The organism is Chryseobacterium sp. KACC 21268, assembly GCA_028736075.1.
In the GTDB taxonomy this organism is placed as follows: domain Bacteria; phylum Bacteroidota; class Bacteroidia; order Flavobacteriales; family Weeksellaceae; genus Epilithonimonas.
In genome coordinates this window covers 3,141,891-3,158,270 of record CP117875.1, presented here as the reverse complement: position 1 = coordinate 3,158,270, position 16,380 = coordinate 3,141,891, and the positions used below count along the sequence as shown (strand labels likewise).

Here is a 16,380-nt window from a genome sequence, read left to right as displayed (position 1 = left end):
ACAAGCAATTTATTTCTTGAAGAAATCCATCAGGTCGATGTAATTTTTCTGATTCACGCCGTGTCCAGCCATATATTCTCGGAAAGAGAAATAGGCGCTGAGGTCGTACAGTAATTCTGCACCTTTCTTTGCCCATTCCAGCGGGATTGCAGCGTCGTCTGTACCGTGAGAAACGAAGAATCTCAAGTGTTCCAATTTCTTTTTGTCCTTCACGATATCTTTCAACAATCTATCTTCTGGGAAAGTGCTTAGCAATGCTATTTTTGAGAACAATTCCGGATAATGCAACGCCAAAGAATAAACGATCATTCCGCCTTGACTGAAACCGCAAAGATGAGTTTTGTTGTTAGTCAATCCATAATGGTTAGAGACTTTCAGAATGCTTTCCAAGACTTGTTTTACAGCGTCTTCGGCTTGAGGCACATCTAAGAAATTCTCCTCACTCATAAAGTCGATGTCAAACCAGGCGTAGCCGCCATTGTTAGCATCTCTTGGAGCGCGGAAACTTACGACCAACCAATCTTCCGGCAAAGTCGGAACGAAGCTGAAAAGGTCTTGTTCGTTGCTTCCATAGCCGTGAATTAAAAATAAAATTGGTGTTTCTGAAGTGATATTTTGAGGTTCTCTTACGAGGTATTGTAAATCCATAAAACAAAGATAACCAATCTCGGAAATAGTTCGAAATTTTTGAAATAAAATCTGAGTTCAAAAGTCTATGATTCTACCATTAACTCAGAATTTTTCTTTTCCTTTTTTTCTTCTTCCTTCCTTTTTTAAGAAAGACATTTTCAATGAGAATTCTGATATAGCCAATGAAGCATAACGCCAGAAAAATCCCTAAACCAGATAATAGAATAGCCACGTTTTTGCTCACGAATCTCTTATTCTGGAAAAAATATTCGTAGCCGATATTTAAGAAAAGATAGATCAACAAGCCAAAAGCAATCGGGAAAATTACAAAACCAAATATCGAAAGTGCGAATGTTCCAACGTTCTCAAAGGATTGTTTTCTGGCATAATTATAAAAAATACAATAGAAGATCAGGAGAAAGCAAACCGACAGAATGTTCACTACAAAAGTAAAATTCTTTATTGGCGTAATCATTCTTACCTGTCCAGTTTCTACGATCACATCGATTTGATCGCCAATCGCTTTCTTATTATTTTCGCTGAATGAGACATCGCCGAATGTGTTTTTGATATTGCCGTCGTCATCTTTATATTCCAGTAGTGGTTTGTAAAAAGTATTTTGTGTCCGTCTGCTAGAAGCATTTCTATTCCTGGTGATTTTGCTAATATGCTTTTCGTATCTTATTATCGTTGCGAATTGTTTATTTGGATTGAAATTGTCTTTCACCGTGATAAAAGAAAATTGTAAAATCCCAAAGAAAAGCACGGCGATATAATAACTTACAAAACCACCAATTACAGCGCCAAGTAAGCGTAAAAGTAATTTGACATCTTTAGAATTGTAAAGCCACGTTCCAACAATGAATAAAGCTAATAACCCAGAAATTATTTTAAATACTAAATGTTCACTGGTTTGAAATGTTACAGAAAATGGATGCATCCTTTGTCTTTTAAAAACTAAGATAACATTAATTCTCAATGATAGCTGAAATTTGACCACAAAAAAACCACTCGAAAGTGGTTTATGTTAAGTATAATTTGTCGAATTCCTAAACTGCTTTTACAATGAAATAATTCTTTTTCCCTTTTTGGATCAACAGGAATTTTCCATCAATAAGGTCATTTTCTGAAACGGAATAATCTTCACCAACCTTGGTTTTATTGATTGAGATCGAGTTTCCTGCCAATTCTCTTTTAGCCTCACCTTTGGATTTGAGGAAACCTGTTTTTTCAGAAATTAAATCAATGATATTGGTGCCGATCACTTCTGATTTTGACAATTCTTTTTGAGGAACGCCATCAAAAACCTGAAGGAAAAGCTCCTCATTCAAGCTCACAAGATCCTCTGCAGTGGATTGTCCGAAAAGAATGTTGGAAGCTTTCAAGGCTTTTTCGTATTCTTCGTTTCCGTGCACCCAAATTGTTACTTCTTCTGCCAATTTTCTTTGAAGTTTTCTTTCGTGAGGCGCCGTTTTATGTTCTTCGATCAGCGCTTCGATTTCTTCTTTTGGTAGGAAAGTGTAGAACTTGATGAATCTTTCAGCGTCCGTATCGGTCGCATTTAACCAGAATTGGTAGAATTTGTAAGGCGAAGTTTTTTTTGCATCCAACCAATAATTTTCTCCACTTTCTGACTTGCCGAATTTGGATCCGTCTGCTTTTGTGATCAATGGAACAGTCAAGGCAAATGCTTCACCACGCGCTTTTCTTCTAATGAGTTCTGTTCCGGTCGTGATGTTTCCCCACTGGTCAGATCCGCCCATTTGAAGCTTAACACCTTCATTTTGAAACAGGTGAAGGTAATCGTAACCTTGCAAAAGTTGGTAAGTAAATTCCGTAAAACTCATTCCGTCCACACCAGAATCGCCAGAAAAACGTTTTTTCACAGAATCCTTGGCCATCATATAGTTCACAGTGATGTGTTTTCCGATATTCTTAGCAAAATCCAAAAACGTGAAATTCTTCATCCAATCGTAATTGTTGACAAGAATCGCCTTGTTGTCACCATCGCCATCAAATTCCAGGAATCTTGACAGTTGATTTTTAAGACAATCTACATAGTGGAGTAGTGTCTCTTCGCTCAAAAGGTTACGCTCGGCAGATTTTCCCGAAGGATCACCAATCATTCCTGTTGCGCCACCAACCAAAGCAATAGGCTGATGACCGTGCTGTTGGAAATGTGCTAAGATTTTAATTTGAATAAGACTTCCGATATGCAAAGAATCTGCGGTCGGGTCAAATCCGATATAGGCTTTCGTGAGTTCCTTATCCAGTTGTTCTTCCGTTCCCGGCGTCATATCGGAAAAAAGTCCGCGCCATTTCAGTTCTTCTATAAATGCGTTCATTGTCTTAAAAAATTTCGTGCAAAGATAAGGATTTGAAGTGTAATGTTGCTGTCGATTGAAAAATACTCCTTTTGGCGTATTGTTTCGGTTGTCCAACTGGTTTAACTTTGGGTAAAATAAATGATGCTGTTATGAGATCAACTATTACTTTCCTAGTTCTACTACTCTTTACAAATTTTCTGTCTGCACAGGTAGAAAAATTTACTGTTGCGAATCATATCTATTATGGGACTAAAGCCATACCGGCAGAAATTACAGGGAAATATCTGTATGAAAAAACGAAAGAGCCGATTGTGGAAATCAATGCTGATGGAACAGGCTATTTTCAGGTGCACGATGTGAAGGCTTATCCTGTAGAGTATTGGATAGAAACGGACGCTGAAGGAAATATTCAGAAAAGAAAAAGTGAAACGAACAGCAATTATCAAGTGGTCTTGATCCTGAAATATGGCAGTAATGGCGAAAGTGGATGGAAAGGCGCAAATACAGGCAAATATGACAGAATAGATGTGACGATGGCCTTTGACCAAGGTTACGCTATTGTAGTCGGAGAGCGGTTCCGAAAATTATAGTCTTTTACAGAATAAAACTTACTAACTAACCACTTTATCTTAAGTCCGTTTCTTTTTGAGGCGGATTTTTTTTGATTAATGCAGGTCGATAAAGTGCTGAATTCTTTGTGGAAATTTGATTGACAGACCAATGCCCTAGCCCTGATGGTAGCGGCATCCTTTTTTATTTTTTGATGTTCTGCTGATCTAAACGTAAAATGCTGAAAAAAATAAAAAAGATATAGCGGACAGCAGGTTCCCGGCTCCTAAAAATATGATCAAAAACACGTAACTTTGCAGTATGAATCAGGATACTATCTGCGCACTGGCAACTGCCAACGGAATTGGGGCAATTGGAATTATACGGGTTTCTGGAGAGCAATCTTTTGAAATCGTGAATAAAATATTTGAAGGTAAAAATCTGGAAAAAGCGGATTCTCATACTGTGCATTACGGTTTTATAAAAGAAGTAGATGAAGTGATAGATGAGGTGATGATCTCGGTTTTCCGCGCTCCAAAGACGTTTACGACGGAGGACTCTGTGGAAATTTCTTTTCACGGTTCACCCTATATTGCCAAAAGAATTCTGGAAGTTTTGATTCAAAATGGCGCAAGAATGGCCAAGGCTGGGGAGTTTACGATGCGTGCTTTTATGAATGGAAGGATCGATCTTTCCCAGGCAGAATCTATCGCCGACCTGATTGCGTCTGACAACGAAGCGTCCCGAAAAGTAGCTCTGAATCAACTGAAAGGTGGGATTTCTCAGGAGATTTCGATTCTTAGAGGAGATCTTTTGAATTTCACATCACTGATAGAACTGGAACTTGATTTTGCAGAGGAAGATGTGGAATTTGCGGACAGATCGGCTCTTAATCAATTGCTTAATAGGATTGAAGTTAAATTGAGTTCTTTGATTGACAGTTTCCAGTATGGAAATGCGATCAAAAATGGAACTGCGGTTGCGATTATCGGGAAACCAAATGCAGGAAAATCTACCTTGCTAAACGCTTTGCTGAAAGAAGAAAGAGCGATTGTGAGTAATATTGCTGGGACGACGCGCGATACAATTGAGGAGATTTTGCACATCAAAGGCAATGCTTTTAGATTAATTGATACGGCTGGACTTCGTGAAACTGTGGATGAGATTGAGGCAATTGGCGTGAAGAAGGCCAAGGAAAAAGTGGATTCTGCGGATGTTTTGGTGTATTTGGCCGATGCGTCAACAGAGGATTTTTCTGAGGATTTTGAAATTTTGAAACCTTTGTTGCGAGAGGATTTGAAACTAATCATCTGTGCTACAAAAATCGATGAAGTGCTTCCTACGAAGTATGAACTTGTGGAAGAAGCTTTCCGAAAAGAGATTGAGACTGATTTTGATTTTATAAAGATTTCGGCGGTTGAGAATCAGAATATTCAGGACCTTAAAAACGAGTTGTCTTCTTTTGTAGAGCAATTGAAATCCGAAGAAGGGAATGTTATCATTACCAACCAACGCCACTTTGAAGCTTTGAAGAAGTCGCTGGATTCGGTAGAAAAAGTGGAGGAGGCCGTGAGTTCTAAAATCACAACCGAGCTTTTGGCTTATGAGTTGCGAAATGCACTGGAACATCTGGGTGAGATTTCTGGGGAGTTTAGCAATGACGAGGTGTTGGGGAATATTTTTTCGAAGTTTTGTATCGGCAAATAGACGCACAAATTCAATCAAACTAAAACAAATTAAATAGCTGATTATTAAATGATTAGTCAAAATTCATTTTATTTTGATCTGTCATATTTTGATCCGTTTTTGCAAAATTTGTCCCCCATTTGTCCCTCAAACCCATAATAATTAATTTTTTACTAACAAGGGAGAGATTACTTCGCTTAATGTACCTTAATGAACCTTATTGTATCTTAAAGTACCTTAATGTGTTTTAATAACCCATAAAATTAATTTTATGAGTTCAAACATTAAAATTGCTCGGATTTGTCAACATTGCGGGCAGGAATTTATAGCACAAACTACCGTTACGAGGTACTGTGGAGACAACTGTGCTAAAAGGGCATATAAAGCAAGAATTAAAAAACAAAAGATCGAGGCAAGCGAGGTTGAAACGCAAAATAGAAGGCAACTTCCTTCTATTGCTGCAAAAACATTAGAGTATTTGACCGTTAATGATGTTGCCTCAATGCTGAAATGTGATCGCAGAACAGTTCACCACATGATAAAATCAGGAAGACTCAATGCCATCAATTTATCAATTAGAAAAACCAGAATTCTCAAAAAAGATCTTGACGGGATGTTCAGTAATCAAATTCAGGAAGTTGACATTCACAATGAAGTGCAAGTTGAAGACAAACGCCCACCAATCAAAGACTGCTACACAGTCGGACAGATCTTGGCAAAGTACAGCCTTGCTGAGGTAACATTAAGAAAAATTATATGCAGAAACAATATCCCTAAATATAGAGAGGGCAAGTTTGTGTATATTAAAAAGCAGGCAATTGATCCAATACTTAAAAGATTTCATATCAGATACTAACTGAAATAATTCATTGTGTTACGCTAGCTAATGAAATAGGACGCCAATAGCGACCAATCCTGTAACACTGTGCCAATCAAATTTCTATATTAATTAAAAGTTAGTGTCATGTCAAAAGTTACTTTAAGGAAAAAACCAATTGCTGGGGGAAAACATAGTTTGTTTTTAGATATATATCCACCTATTCCAAATTTGGAAACAGGCAAACTACAGAGAAAATATTATTTAAAAATTTACATCTATACACGTCCCAAAAATAATTTAGAAAAGGACCATAACAAAGAAACGTTAAGTCTAGGAGAGTATATAAGAGCAAAACGCCAATTGGATGTTCAAAACAGACGTTTTGATTTTCTATCAGATTCTAAATTGAGATCAAACTTCATCGATTTTTTTGAAGAGGAGGCTTCTAAAAGAGAGGGTAGTCATAACTGGCGAATGTCTATTAATTACTTCAAAGCTTTTGCAGGAGAATTTTTGCCATTCACACATTTAAATGAAAGCTTTTGTGAAGAGTATGCTGATTTTCTTCTCTCCTCACCAGGAATAGGACGTGCCAAAAGAAAAATAAAAACGAATACCGCAGTAAGCTATTTCGCTAAATTTAAAAAAACTCTAAAAGAAGCCTTTAAAAAAAGATATTTACCAATCGACCTGGGTCATATTGTAGATAGTATTACACCTGAAGATACGCATCGTGAATTCTTATTTATGCACGAGCTGGAAAAAATGGCTTCTGCACATTGTGATTCTGAAATAGTAAAAAAAGCAGGACTCTTTTCCGCAATGACCGGATTTCGTTATTCTGATGTTGTAACACTTCTCTGGAAAGAACTCCAGGGTAATGAGGGAAATTATTACATCTTGTACAGTCAGGAAAAAACGGACAGTGCAGAATATTTTCCAGTATCTGATCAAATTGTTCAATTGTTAGGCCAGGCCGGCGATCCAGATTCTCGCGTTTTCGAAGGTTTAAAATATGGACATGTTGTGATAGAATTAAAAAAATGGCTTGTAAATGCAGGAGTACAAAAACATTTTACTTTTCATGGTTTTCGGCATACGTTCGCAACATTGCAACTTGCTGCAGGAACTTCGATTTACACAGTCTCAAAATTGCTTGGACATAAAAATATTTCAACCACAGAGATCTACGCCAAAATTGTAGACAGCCTTAAAAAGGAAGCTTCTGAAAAAATTAAACTTAGCATATTTAATATAGGTGAAAATTTAAATTCTGATCTACACAGTACATGCAATATAGAAGTAGAAAATTTTGTTTCTTGAGGTCAAAAATGGTCAAAGAGTTCCGCACTTCGCCATCTTGCAAAGGCTTGACTTCTACTCAATATCATTGTAAAAAATATTATGAAAAATTACACTTTTGATCAGCTCCCCGCTTTTATGAAAAACATTGATGAAAGATTAGAGAGGATGGAGGAACTGCTTAATAAAACATTTCGACCTGAAATTTCTGACGAAGATTATATAAGTGCAAAAGCTGCATCGGCCTTGTTAAAATTTACCTTATCAACAGTCTATTCAAAGGTCTGTAAACGAGAGATTCCGTTTTACAAACAAGGAAATCGTCTTTATTTTTCTAGAAATGAATTATTGGATTGGATAAAAGATGGTAGAAAAAAAACTTTAAATGATATTGATATTTCTGCAACTGCGATTGTAAATCGTATGAGTAAACAAAAGTAATGCAAGAATAAAAAATTTCTGACTGTTAAATGGCTATAGTAGAATTCTATTTTTAACTTTAAAAATCATTATTTTTGATAGAAAAGTATACAGGTATTATAGTATGTGAAGGTTGGAACTTGATACACACCATAAGAATTAGCATTAATTAGTACAGGCGTTGGGTTGAAAAGGGGAATGTGATTTCAACAAAGTTTTGGCATCTAATTATTTAATCAATGGACTTAAATAATTATAATTTTTATATAAATATAACTCCGGTCTTGGACCCATAACCGAAGAAATATCGAACTATTTGATAGAAGATTTAACGAGAATTTCTGAAATTTTAGAAAAAAAATAATCTTGTCGCTGGCAACGACGAGCATATCTTAACAATTCTGCACCATAGGCAGAAGCCGGCGATTGAAATCTAATTATTTCATTTAGATAAAAAAATAATATATTCTAATATCTGTGATTTAGCTTGTTTTTAAGTCTTGGTAATCCGATCTTTTGTTACCGTACAATTAAAAAAAGTAAATAAATACCGATTTGTGCTAATCTAAATATATGTGATCCAGTTTGGGACTGGTAGTTTATAAAATGATTTAAAATAAGTGCAAAAATAGTATAGAACTAACTTTACAGATCGACGTATTCTTCTCCCCATTTGTGGAGGTCATCAATTATAGGACGCAGTTTCTCTCCCTTTAAAGTTAATGTGTATTCAACTGTAGGCGGAACGGTTGCATATGCTTTTCTAGTGATTATACGGTTTTCTTCAAGACTCTTAAGTTCCTTGACCAGCATTCGGGTATTGATGTTATGAACTGCGCGTTCCAATTCTTTAAATCTCATTGTTCCATCGGCCAAAGTATAGATAATTGGGATCGACCATTTACCGCCAACAATATCTAAAACATCTTTTAAAGTACATTTATGTTCAACCTTTTCAACTTTTTTCAATTTTCTTGCTTCCATTAATACCCTATTATATTAAATGCTTTACAATATGTTACTACTGTACATTTGTGTAACTACTTGCAAAAGTACAGTAAAGGATTTAAATTTGTAGTATAAATTCTTAAAAAAAATTAAATATGCTTACCAAAATAAATGAAACATTGTTCAGAGGCCACGGTCCGATCAAGATCTTATATCCCGGATTAGCCATTTCAAAAATGGACACTGGAATTGGAAGTATTGGTAGAATAGACCATCCCGAGATCCACGGAAATACTATCATCAAGATGCATCCGCACGTTAATGATGAGATCTTGTCTTATTTCAGAACGGGTAAAGCAGAACATAAGGATTCCGAAGGCTTTGAAAAGACCATCGGCAAAAATACGTTGATGCTGATGAAAGCAGGAAAAATGTTTCACCACGAAGAACAGATCATAGGCGAAGGAGAACCGATGGAAGGATTGCAGATCTTTATCCGTCCTGGGAAAAAAGATCTGGATCCGGAAGTGATTTTCCGTGAACTGGAGGAGATCCATAGCGAGAACAAATGGAGATTATTAGGTTCTCCGACGGATGAGACCAATTTCCAGTTCAGCAGTCAGACCTGGCTGTACGATACCAAACTTTTACAGGATGCGAACATCGAACTTCCGAAACTGGACAGAGAAGGACTAACCTGTCTTCTTTATGTTTTTAAAGGGATTGTGAAGGTCAGTGAAGATATCGTCTTGAAAAAGAAAGAGGGTCTGATCATCAAGGATGAAACGATCGTCATAAAGGCAGATGTAGATTCAGAACTGGTGCTTTTCATTACCGATGAGAATGCAGAATCTTATAAAGGTGGGATGTACAGTGGAAATCAACAATATTTCTCGTAGATCAATTTAAAATAAACAGATTCAGCCATTAGAAAAATGAAATACAATGGTTTAAATATTAATAAATAATATAAAAAAAAATGAAATTATTACAAGAAGTTACGGTAGGGAATCAAACGTTGAAAAATTCAATAGCAATGGCACCAATGACAAGAAGCCGTGCAGATGAGAATGGAGTGGTGGGCGATCTTACGGTTCTATATTACAAACAGAGAGCCAGTGCGGGTTTGATCATTGCAGAGGGGATTAACATCTCTGAGCAGGCTAAAGGAAGTCCATACACGCCGGGATTGTTTACACAGGAACAGATCGATGCCTGGAAAAATGTGACAAAAGCAGTTCACGACGAAGGTGGTGTTATTTATGCTCAGCTTTGGCATACAGGACGTGTGGGGCATTCCACCGTTAAAAATGGTGAGTTGCCGGTGGCTCCATCAGCATTACCAATTGTTGGGCAACAACACTTTACAGGTCAGGGAATGGCAGATTATGAAACGCCAAAAGAGTTAAGCAATGAAGAAGTAAAACAAATCGTACAAGATTACATACAGGCTGCGATTAATGCATTAGAGGCTGGTTTTGATGGGGTAGAACTGCACGCTGCTTTTGGATATCTTCCAAACCAATTTCTTGCAGAAAGCTCTAACCAAAGAACAGACGAATATGGAGGAAGTACAGAAAACCGTAACCGTTTCGTACTTGAAGTAATGACAGAAATGGTAAATGCAGTAGGTGGAGAAAAAGTAGGAATCAAACTATCACCAACAATTCCTTACAACAGCATTCTTAATGACGATCCAAAAACACAGTTTACCGCTTTGATCGAAGGTCTGAATTCATTTTCATTATCTTATGTTCATCTTATGAACGGTCTTTTCCCTTTGGATAAATTACCACATTACCCGAACAATGTTATGGAGACCTTCGGCAGATTGTCTAATAACACAGTCATTGCCAACGGTGGCTACAACAGAGAGACCGGCGAAGCAGAACTTGAAAAAGGAATTGCAAAAGTGATCTCATATGGTGGGCTTTTTCTGGCGAATCCGGATCTTCCAAAGCGCTTTGAATTGAATGCAGAACTTAATCAACCAGACCAATCAACAATGTACGGCGGCGGTGCAGAAGGATATGTGGATTATCCTTCACTAGCTGAAGCTTAACATCAATATATAAATATTAAAAAACAGAATTATGTCAAACAAAGGAACAGCTGTCATCACTGGTGCAGCTAACGGAATAGGGCAGGCTTACGCCGTAAGACTTGCAAAAGACGGTTTCGATATTGCGGTAGCAGATGTAGTAGAAGCGGTACAAACAAAAGAACTGGTAGAAGCAGAAGGTGCAAAATTCTTTTCAGCGGTCGTAGATGTAACTTCTCCTGAAGCAACTTTAGCTTTTGCCGCACAGGTCCAGGCAAAGTTGGGTACGATTACGGCATTGGTCAACAATGCCGGGATCTATCCTTGGAAAAGTTTTGAGGATACAGACTATGAGACATGGCGCAAGGTGATCAGCGTTAATTTGGATGGTCCTTTCCTTATGAGCAAAGCATTTGTACCTTATATGAGAGAAAATAAGTATGGTCGTATCGTCAATGTTGCAAGTACAACTTTCTTTCTCAACGCACCACAAATGACGGCGTATATTGCCAGCAAAGGTGGGGTTATCGGTTTCACCAGAGCATTGGCGAGTGAAGTGGGAGCTGATGGGATTACTGTTAACGTGATCGCTCCCGGACTTACCAATACCAAATCTATGAAGAGTGAAAACTCAGAAATATTTGATTATCTGCCGAAAATGCAGGCCATCCCAAAAGTAATCGAGCCGGAAGATCTGGTTGGTGTTGTGTCATTTCTGGTTTCCAAAGACTCATCGTTTGTGACTGGTCAGACCATTGCGGCAGATGGGGGACAGGTTAGGAACTGATTAAAAACTGTAATATAAGTACAGCAGTTTAATTTATATAAAAAGGTATTGAAAAGATCGAAAATTAACATTTTGATCTTTTTAATACCTTTTTGCCAAACTTAATAATATTTATTTCTAAGGGAATAGGTACATATTTATTTTTTGTTAATCTAATAAAGTAACAGTTCTTATTGACGGTAAACAGACCGCTCTTACAGGTTTCGGAAGTCAAAGTGGACTGGATAATATCCCTGCTTCTGCGATTCATAAAATTGAAATCATCAACAATCCGTCTTCAAAATATGATGCCAACGGAAATGCCGGAATCATCAATATTATTATGAAGAAAAATAATAAAAACGGCTGGAACGGCAAAGTTGATTTCACGTATGGAACAGGCTCATATTGGGTGAGAAAAGAAAATCTTCCTACGATCAGACCTCAATGTACGATCACGCCAAAAATCAATCCTTCGGTTTTTCTTAACTACAGAAAGGATAAGGTCAATATTTTCCTTCAGGCAGATAATTTATATACGGAGACATTGAATAAAAATGAATTTGTAACCCGAACATACGACAACGGGGCGATCATTAATTCACAATTAAAAAGAAATAGAAATACAAATTATCTCACCTCAAAAGCAGGAATCGACTGGAATATCGATGCTCAAAATACATTGACCATTTCAGGATTGTATGGAAGTGAAAAGATCATTGATCGCGGGGATCAGCCATTTTTTAACGCAGATTTTTCTCAGCGTCTTCGTCTTTGGCAGTTTTTGGAGGATGAGCTGAAAACCACAATTATGGGAACGGCTTCTTATCAGCATAAATTCAAAGATGCCGGGCATTTACTGAATGTTGGATTCAATTATACTTTCCACAGAGAAGACGAAAAATATTTCTATGATAATTATTTGCCGTTTTCGACCGGGACGGATGCTTTTAAATTATTGTCGGATGAGCAGGTTTATGATCTTAATATTGATTATGTAAAATCTCTGAAATACGGACGATTTGAAACAGGGATCAAGCTGAGAAACAGAAGCATTCCTACGGATATGAATTTTATTCCGGGTGTAAATTCGGTATTAGATGTCAACGCGGGAGGTTGGGCGACTTATAAAGAACTAATTCCTGCGGTTTACGGGAATTACATTTTTGAAAATGAAAAATGGGAAGCCGAATTGGGAGTAAGACTGGAATATGTAAAAATTCAGTATGATGTCAACTCCGATCATCCGACTTATAAAAGTGACAGCTATCATTATACGCAGCCTTTTCCAAACCTGAGATTGGCTTATAAATTAAACGACCATAACAAGATATCAATATTTTACAATAGGAGAGTAGACCGGCCGAATGAAGTTGATATTCGAGTATTTCCAAAATACGATGACGCTGAAATTATAAAGGTAGGAAATCCACAGCTAAGACCGAAATTTACCAATTCCGTCGAGATGGGGCATAAATATAATTGGGATAGTGGTTATTTATATTCAGCATTATATCACCGTTTTGCAAACGGAACGATTACAAGGATCTCCAGTATTGTTCCTGGAAGCACATTGATCTATGCTGTATTTCAAAATGCGGGAAAAAGTTATAATTCAGGGCTTGAAATGATCCTGAATCAGAAGGTTTCAAAGGCCTATTCTTTTAATATCAATGGAAATATTTACAGGAATCAGATCGATGCATTTTCGGTAGAGAACCTTTATCCGCAACCCAATATATTTTCTGCCAATCGCGAAACAGCCATTTCCGGAAATGTAAAATTGAACAATGTTTTTAAGATCTCCAAAGGTTTTGATGTCCAGTTAACCGCCGTTTATCTGGCTCCGGATATTATTCCGCAGGGAAAGATCGGGTCGAGATTATCAATTGACCTGGGCATAAAAATATCAATCCAAAACGGAAAAGGAGAAATATTCCTTAATGCCGGCGATCTGCTGAATACAATGGCCATTAAGAAAAATATCCAGGGAAATGGATTTGCTTACTCAAGCGATGATTATTACGAAACACAAGTGTTGAGACTAGGCTATAGTTACAAATTTTAATTGAGAACTTAAGAATGGATATGAATAATTTAGTTGAAGCTGTAAGCAATTATGTGAAATTATTTTTGTCGGAAAATCTTTCGGACCAGCTTACATTTCACAATATAAAACATACATGTGATGTTGTTGATGCGGTGCGGGAGATTGGTTTACAAACCCATCTTTCTGACTATGAGATGTGCATTGTACAAGTTGCAGCTTGGTTTCACGATTGCGGGTATGCTTCCTGTTACAAAGGTCATGAGGAGGAGAGCATGAGAATTGCTAAAACATTTTTAGAAAACTTCGGTTGTGAAAATAGTTTTGTCAATCAAGTTTTGCAATGCATTGATTCCACAAAATACCCCCAGCATCCGACATTCTTAACTGATCAGGTGATGTGTGATGCAGATATGGTCCATTTAACAAAAACCATCTATTATCAATATGAAAAAGCTTTAAGACTGGAGTTCGAAAAATACCTTTGGCTCATTTTTACCGATGAAGAATGGGTGAGGAAGAACAATGATTTCTTTTCAAATCATCAATATTTTACACCATACGGACAAAATATCCTTTCGAAATTTAAAGAGGTGAATGTCCGGTTCAGTAATTATCCTAACAAATTTTAATACACAAAAAAAGAAATGTCCAATTATCTTCATAAAACTGCAGGCTGCCTTTTCATATTAGTATCGGTCTTCGGAAAAGCTCAAAATAATGATACAATCAAGGCTCAGGAAATAAAAATAGACAGTACAGTAGTTTTAAATACCGAAAAGAATACTTTAAATTATAAAAAACTGATCATTCCCACTGCATTGATTGGTTATGGTGTTGCGAGTATAAGTGTGAATGGTCTTAAACAACTGAATTTCTCTACCAGAGATGAGATCAACGAGCACAAACCGGATCATATCAGACTGGATAATTATACCCAGTTTGCCCCTGCTGCTTTGGTGTACGGTTTAAATGCTTTTGGAGTGCAGGGAAAGCATAATTTTAGAGATAGAAGCATTATTTACGGAACTTCTATGTTGATAACATCAGCTATTGTAGTGCCTTTAAAACATATCGTGAAAGAAGAGAGGCCGGATCAGTCCCACAATCTTTCGTTTCCTTCAGGGCATACTGCGATCGCATTTGCATCTGCCCAGTTTATGTTCAGGGAATACAAGGACACCAATTTCTTCTTGGGAATTTCGGGATATTCTTTAGCTGTTTTCACAGGAGTCTACAGAATGCTGAATGACAAACATTGGTTCGGCGATGTTGTCGGGGGAGCAGGTTTTGGTATCCTTTCGACAGAATTAGCCTATTGGTTATATCCTAAAATCAATCATTTGATAGGAGGGAAAAATCAAAAGTCAGCGACTATCATTATGCCTTTTTATCAGAATAAAAGTGTAGGGGTTGGCTTTGTGAAAAACTTTTAATACAGAGAAGTGTATAATTCTTTTATGCCTATTATTTACTTTGTTTATATCGTACTGAAAAATATTGGCAGAAATAAACAAAATCTTTTAACCACATTAGTCAACCTTATATTAAAGTAAAAAAAACTTTTTAAGCAACGATAAAATTATAAGAATACCGTAATAAGAGCAGTTGGTCTGAAAATTGTGATGTCAGAATATCTGAAGGTTGGCTTACGATACTAATTTCAGATGTGGAACCAATCAAAATATTATCAATTATGGAAAAAAGTATTGTAAATAATGACTACCAGTTTATTGTAAAGGGTTATGGTGCGTCCGGAGATCTGATCAACGGTAAAACACTAAAAGAAATGGAAGTTGTCCGCGATAAGCCTAAGACGGATGAGGTGCTTATCGAAGTTCTTTATTGCGGAGTTTGTCACAGTGATATCCATCAGGTAAACAACGATTGGAAAAATACTAGATATCCTAGCGTTCCGGGTCACGAGGTGATCGGAAAAATTATTGAAAAAGGATCAGAAGTCTCAGACTTTTACGAAGGTCAGATCGTAGGTGTTGGCTGTATGATCGATAGTTGCCAGAGTTGCGAATCGTGTAAAAATGGAGAAGAGCAGTTTTGTCTGGGGGAGCATGGCGCTACAATGACTTACAACGGTTACTTTAACGATCCTGAATCTGATTATAACACATTTGGAGGTTATTCCAGCCATATTGTTGTTAACAAAGGATTTTTGTTGACAATCTCCGATAAACTTGAACTTTCCAATGCAGCCCCTATCCTATGCGCAGGCATAACTACTTACAGTCCTCTTAAAAAAGCGGATATTAAAGATGGCTCTAAAGTGGCAATTGTAGGAATTGGTGGTTTGGGTCACATGGCTGTGCAGATTGCAAAAGCTATGGGTGCGAATGTAACTGCCATTACCACCAAGGAAGAAAAGCGTGAAGAGGCAATGAAGTTGGGTGCTGATCAAGTCATTATTTCAGAAGACAAAAAAGATATGGAAGCTCATGAATTAGCTTTTGATTTTATCCTGATCACAATTCCTTATGGTTTTGATATTAATCTCTATGTTCCACTTTTGGGTGTAAAAGGTTCACTTGTAACGGTAGGACTTTTGGGAGAATATGATAAGCCAATCAATAATATGGAAGTCTCTAAATTTGGTAGATCTGTCGGAGGATCATTGATCGGCGGCATTAAAGAGACGCAGGAAGTTTTGGATTTTTGTGCAGAAAATGGTATTGCGCCGGAAGTAGAATTGATTAAAATCGAAGAGATCAACGATGCTTTTGATAAGATAAAAAATGAAGATGTACGTTTTCGTTATGTCATTGATATGGCGAAATAAATAATGTGTTTTTAAGATTTTTGAAGTGATCTATACTGTGTAATGAAAGTGGA

General features: G+C 37.0%; 16 protein-coding genes. 12 read left to right on the top strand and 4 right to left on the bottom strand.

Annotated features, from left to right (window positions below; genetic code table 11):
* Positions 1-9 precede the first annotated feature (9 nt).
* The 3 genes from PQ459_14400 to tyrS form a co-directional block, all read right to left on the bottom strand.
* Entirely contained in the window at positions 10-648 is a 639-nt protein-coding gene (locus tag PQ459_14400; GenBank protein WDF46087.1) for an alpha/beta hydrolase-fold protein, read from the bottom strand.
* Between the two features lie 79 nt (positions 649-727).
* Complete coding sequence (locus PQ459_14395) at positions 728-1,570, bottom strand: hypothetical protein (GenBank protein ID WDF46086.1); 843 nt, start codon at positions 1,568-1,570, stop codon at positions 728-730.
* A gap of 109 nt (positions 1,571-1,679) precedes the next feature.
* Positions 1,680-2,975 (bottom strand): tyrosine--tRNA ligase, encoded by a 1,296-nt coding sequence (gene tyrS / locus PQ459_14390; protein WDF46085.1) that lies wholly within the window; start codon positions 2,973-2,975, stop codon positions 1,680-1,682.
* 131 nt (positions 2,976-3,106) lie between these two features.
* On the opposite strand from tyrS, the gene PQ459_14385 reads away from it, so the two are divergent.
* The 5 genes from PQ459_14385 (at position 3,107) to PQ459_14365 (ending at position 7,755) form a co-directional block, all read left to right on the top strand.
* Positions 3,107-3,547, top strand: coding sequence for a hypothetical protein (locus PQ459_14385; GenBank protein WDF46084.1), 441 nt, complete (start codon positions 3,107-3,109; stop codon positions 3,545-3,547).
* A gap of 280 nt (positions 3,548-3,827) precedes the next feature.
* Positions 3,828-5,213 carry a tRNA uridine-5-carboxymethylaminomethyl(34) synthesis GTPase MnmE gene (mnmE, locus tag PQ459_14380; GenBank protein WDF46083.1) on the top strand — a complete coding sequence of 462 codons (1,386 nt, stop codon included), beginning with the start codon at positions 3,828-3,830 and terminating at the stop codon, positions 5,211-5,213.
* Positions 5,214-5,463: 250 nt separating this feature from the next.
* Positions 5,464-6,048: a helix-turn-helix domain-containing protein gene (locus PQ459_14375; protein ID WDF46082.1), complete on the top strand. Its 585-nt coding sequence runs from the start codon at positions 5,464-5,466 to the stop codon at positions 6,046-6,048.
* A gap of 108 nt (positions 6,049-6,156) precedes the next feature.
* Positions 6,157-7,335: a site-specific integrase gene (locus tag PQ459_14370; GenBank protein WDF46081.1), complete on the top strand. Its 1,179-nt coding sequence runs from the start codon at positions 6,157-6,159 to the stop codon at positions 7,333-7,335.
* An 81-nt stretch (positions 7,336-7,416) separates the two neighbouring features.
* On the top strand, positions 7,417-7,755 hold the full coding sequence (locus PQ459_14365) for a helix-turn-helix domain-containing protein (protein ID WDF46080.1): 339 nt from the start codon (positions 7,417-7,419) through the stop codon (positions 7,753-7,755).
* A gap of 624 nt (positions 7,756-8,379) precedes the next feature.
* Here PQ459_14365 and PQ459_14360 read toward each other — a convergent pair.
* Positions 8,380-8,718 carry a winged helix-turn-helix transcriptional regulator gene (locus tag PQ459_14360; protein ID WDF46079.1) on the bottom strand — a complete coding sequence of 113 codons (339 nt, stop codon included), beginning with the start codon at positions 8,716-8,718 and terminating at the stop codon, positions 8,380-8,382.
* Between the two features lie 119 nt (positions 8,719-8,837).
* Here PQ459_14360 and PQ459_14355 point away from each other — a divergent pair, with 119 nt between their 5' ends.
* The 7 genes from PQ459_14355 to PQ459_14325 all read left to right on the top strand — a co-directional run bounded on the left by PQ459_14355 (position 8,838) and on the right by PQ459_14325 (position 16,327).
* A complete protein-coding gene (locus PQ459_14355) occupies positions 8,838-9,581 on the top strand; it encodes a pirin family protein (GenBank protein ID WDF46078.1) in 744 nt (247 codons plus the stop codon).
* 80 nt (positions 9,582-9,661) lie between these two features.
* The gene (locus PQ459_14350; GenBank protein WDF46077.1) at positions 9,662-10,744 is read left to right on the top strand and encodes an alkene reductase; all 1,083 of its coding nucleotides are present in this window, start codon (positions 9,662-9,664) and stop codon (positions 10,742-10,744) included.
* Positions 10,745-10,775: 31 nt separating this feature from the next.
* The gene (locus PQ459_14345) at positions 10,776-11,510 is read left to right on the top strand and encodes an SDR family oxidoreductase (protein WDF46076.1); all 735 of its coding nucleotides are present in this window, start codon (positions 10,776-10,778) and stop codon (positions 11,508-11,510) included.
* A gap of 322 nt (positions 11,511-11,832) precedes the next feature.
* A complete protein-coding gene (locus PQ459_14340; protein WDF46075.1) occupies positions 11,833-13,557 on the top strand; it encodes an outer membrane beta-barrel family protein in 1,725 nt (574 codons plus the stop codon).
* A 20-nt stretch (positions 13,558-13,577) separates the two neighbouring features.
* Positions 13,578-14,168, top strand: a complete 591-nt coding sequence (locus PQ459_14335) for a hypothetical protein (protein WDF46074.1) — start codon at positions 13,578-13,580, stop codon at positions 14,166-14,168.
* 15 nt (positions 14,169-14,183) lie between these two features.
* On the top strand, positions 14,184-14,972 hold the full coding sequence (locus PQ459_14330) for a phosphatase PAP2 family protein (protein WDF46073.1): 789 nt from the start codon (positions 14,184-14,186) through the stop codon (positions 14,970-14,972).
* Positions 14,973-15,232: 260 nt separating this feature from the next.
* Entirely contained in the window at positions 15,233-16,327 is a 1,095-nt protein-coding gene (locus PQ459_14325; GenBank protein WDF46072.1) for an NAD(P)-dependent alcohol dehydrogenase, read from the top strand.
* The last annotated feature ends 53 nt before the right edge of the window (positions 16,328-16,380 follow it).

Coding starts and splice junctions, on each gene's coding strand:
- PQ459_14330 (WDF46073.1), top strand. CDS start 14,184: ATGTCCAATTATCTTCATAAAACTGCAGGCTGCCTTTTCATATTAGTA.
- PQ459_14325 (WDF46072.1), top strand. CDS start 15,233: ATGGAAAAAAGTATTGTAAATAATGACTACCAGTTTATTGTAAAGGGT.
- PQ459_14355 (WDF46078.1), top strand. CDS start 8,838: ATGCTTACCAAAATAAATGAAACATTGTTCAGAGGCCACGGTCCGATC.
- tyrS (WDF46085.1), bottom strand. CDS start 2,975: ATGAACGCATTTATAGAAGAACTGAAATGGCGCGGACTTTTTTCCGAT.
- PQ459_14350 (WDF46077.1), top strand. CDS start 9,662: ATGAAATTATTACAAGAAGTTACGGTAGGGAATCAAACGTTGAAAAAT.
- PQ459_14370 (WDF46081.1), top strand. CDS start 6,157: ATGTCAAAAGTTACTTTAAGGAAAAAACCAATTGCTGGGGGAAAACAT.
- mnmE (WDF46083.1), top strand. CDS start 3,828: ATGAATCAGGATACTATCTGCGCACTGGCAACTGCCAACGGAATTGGG.
- PQ459_14340 (WDF46075.1), top strand. CDS start 11,833: ATGAAGAAAAATAATAAAAACGGCTGGAACGGCAAAGTTGATTTCACG.
- PQ459_14400 (WDF46087.1), bottom strand. CDS start 648: ATGGATTTACAATACCTCGTAAGAGAACCTCAAAATATCACTTCAGAA.
- PQ459_14365 (WDF46080.1), top strand. CDS start 7,417: ATGAAAAATTACACTTTTGATCAGCTCCCCGCTTTTATGAAAAACATT.
- PQ459_14385 (WDF46084.1), top strand. CDS start 3,107: ATGAGATCAACTATTACTTTCCTAGTTCTACTACTCTTTACAAATTTT.
- PQ459_14335 (WDF46074.1), top strand. CDS start 13,578: ATGAATAATTTAGTTGAAGCTGTAAGCAATTATGTGAAATTATTTTTG.
- PQ459_14395 (WDF46086.1), bottom strand. CDS start 1,570: ATGCATCCATTTTCTGTAACATTTCAAACCAGTGAACATTTAGTATTT.
- PQ459_14360 (WDF46079.1), bottom strand. CDS start 8,718: ATGGAAGCAAGAAAATTGAAAAAAGTTGAAAAGGTTGAACATAAATGT.
- PQ459_14345 (WDF46076.1), top strand. CDS start 10,776: ATGTCAAACAAAGGAACAGCTGTCATCACTGGTGCAGCTAACGGAATA.
- PQ459_14375 (WDF46082.1), top strand. CDS start 5,464: ATGAGTTCAAACATTAAAATTGCTCGGATTTGTCAACATTGCGGGCAG.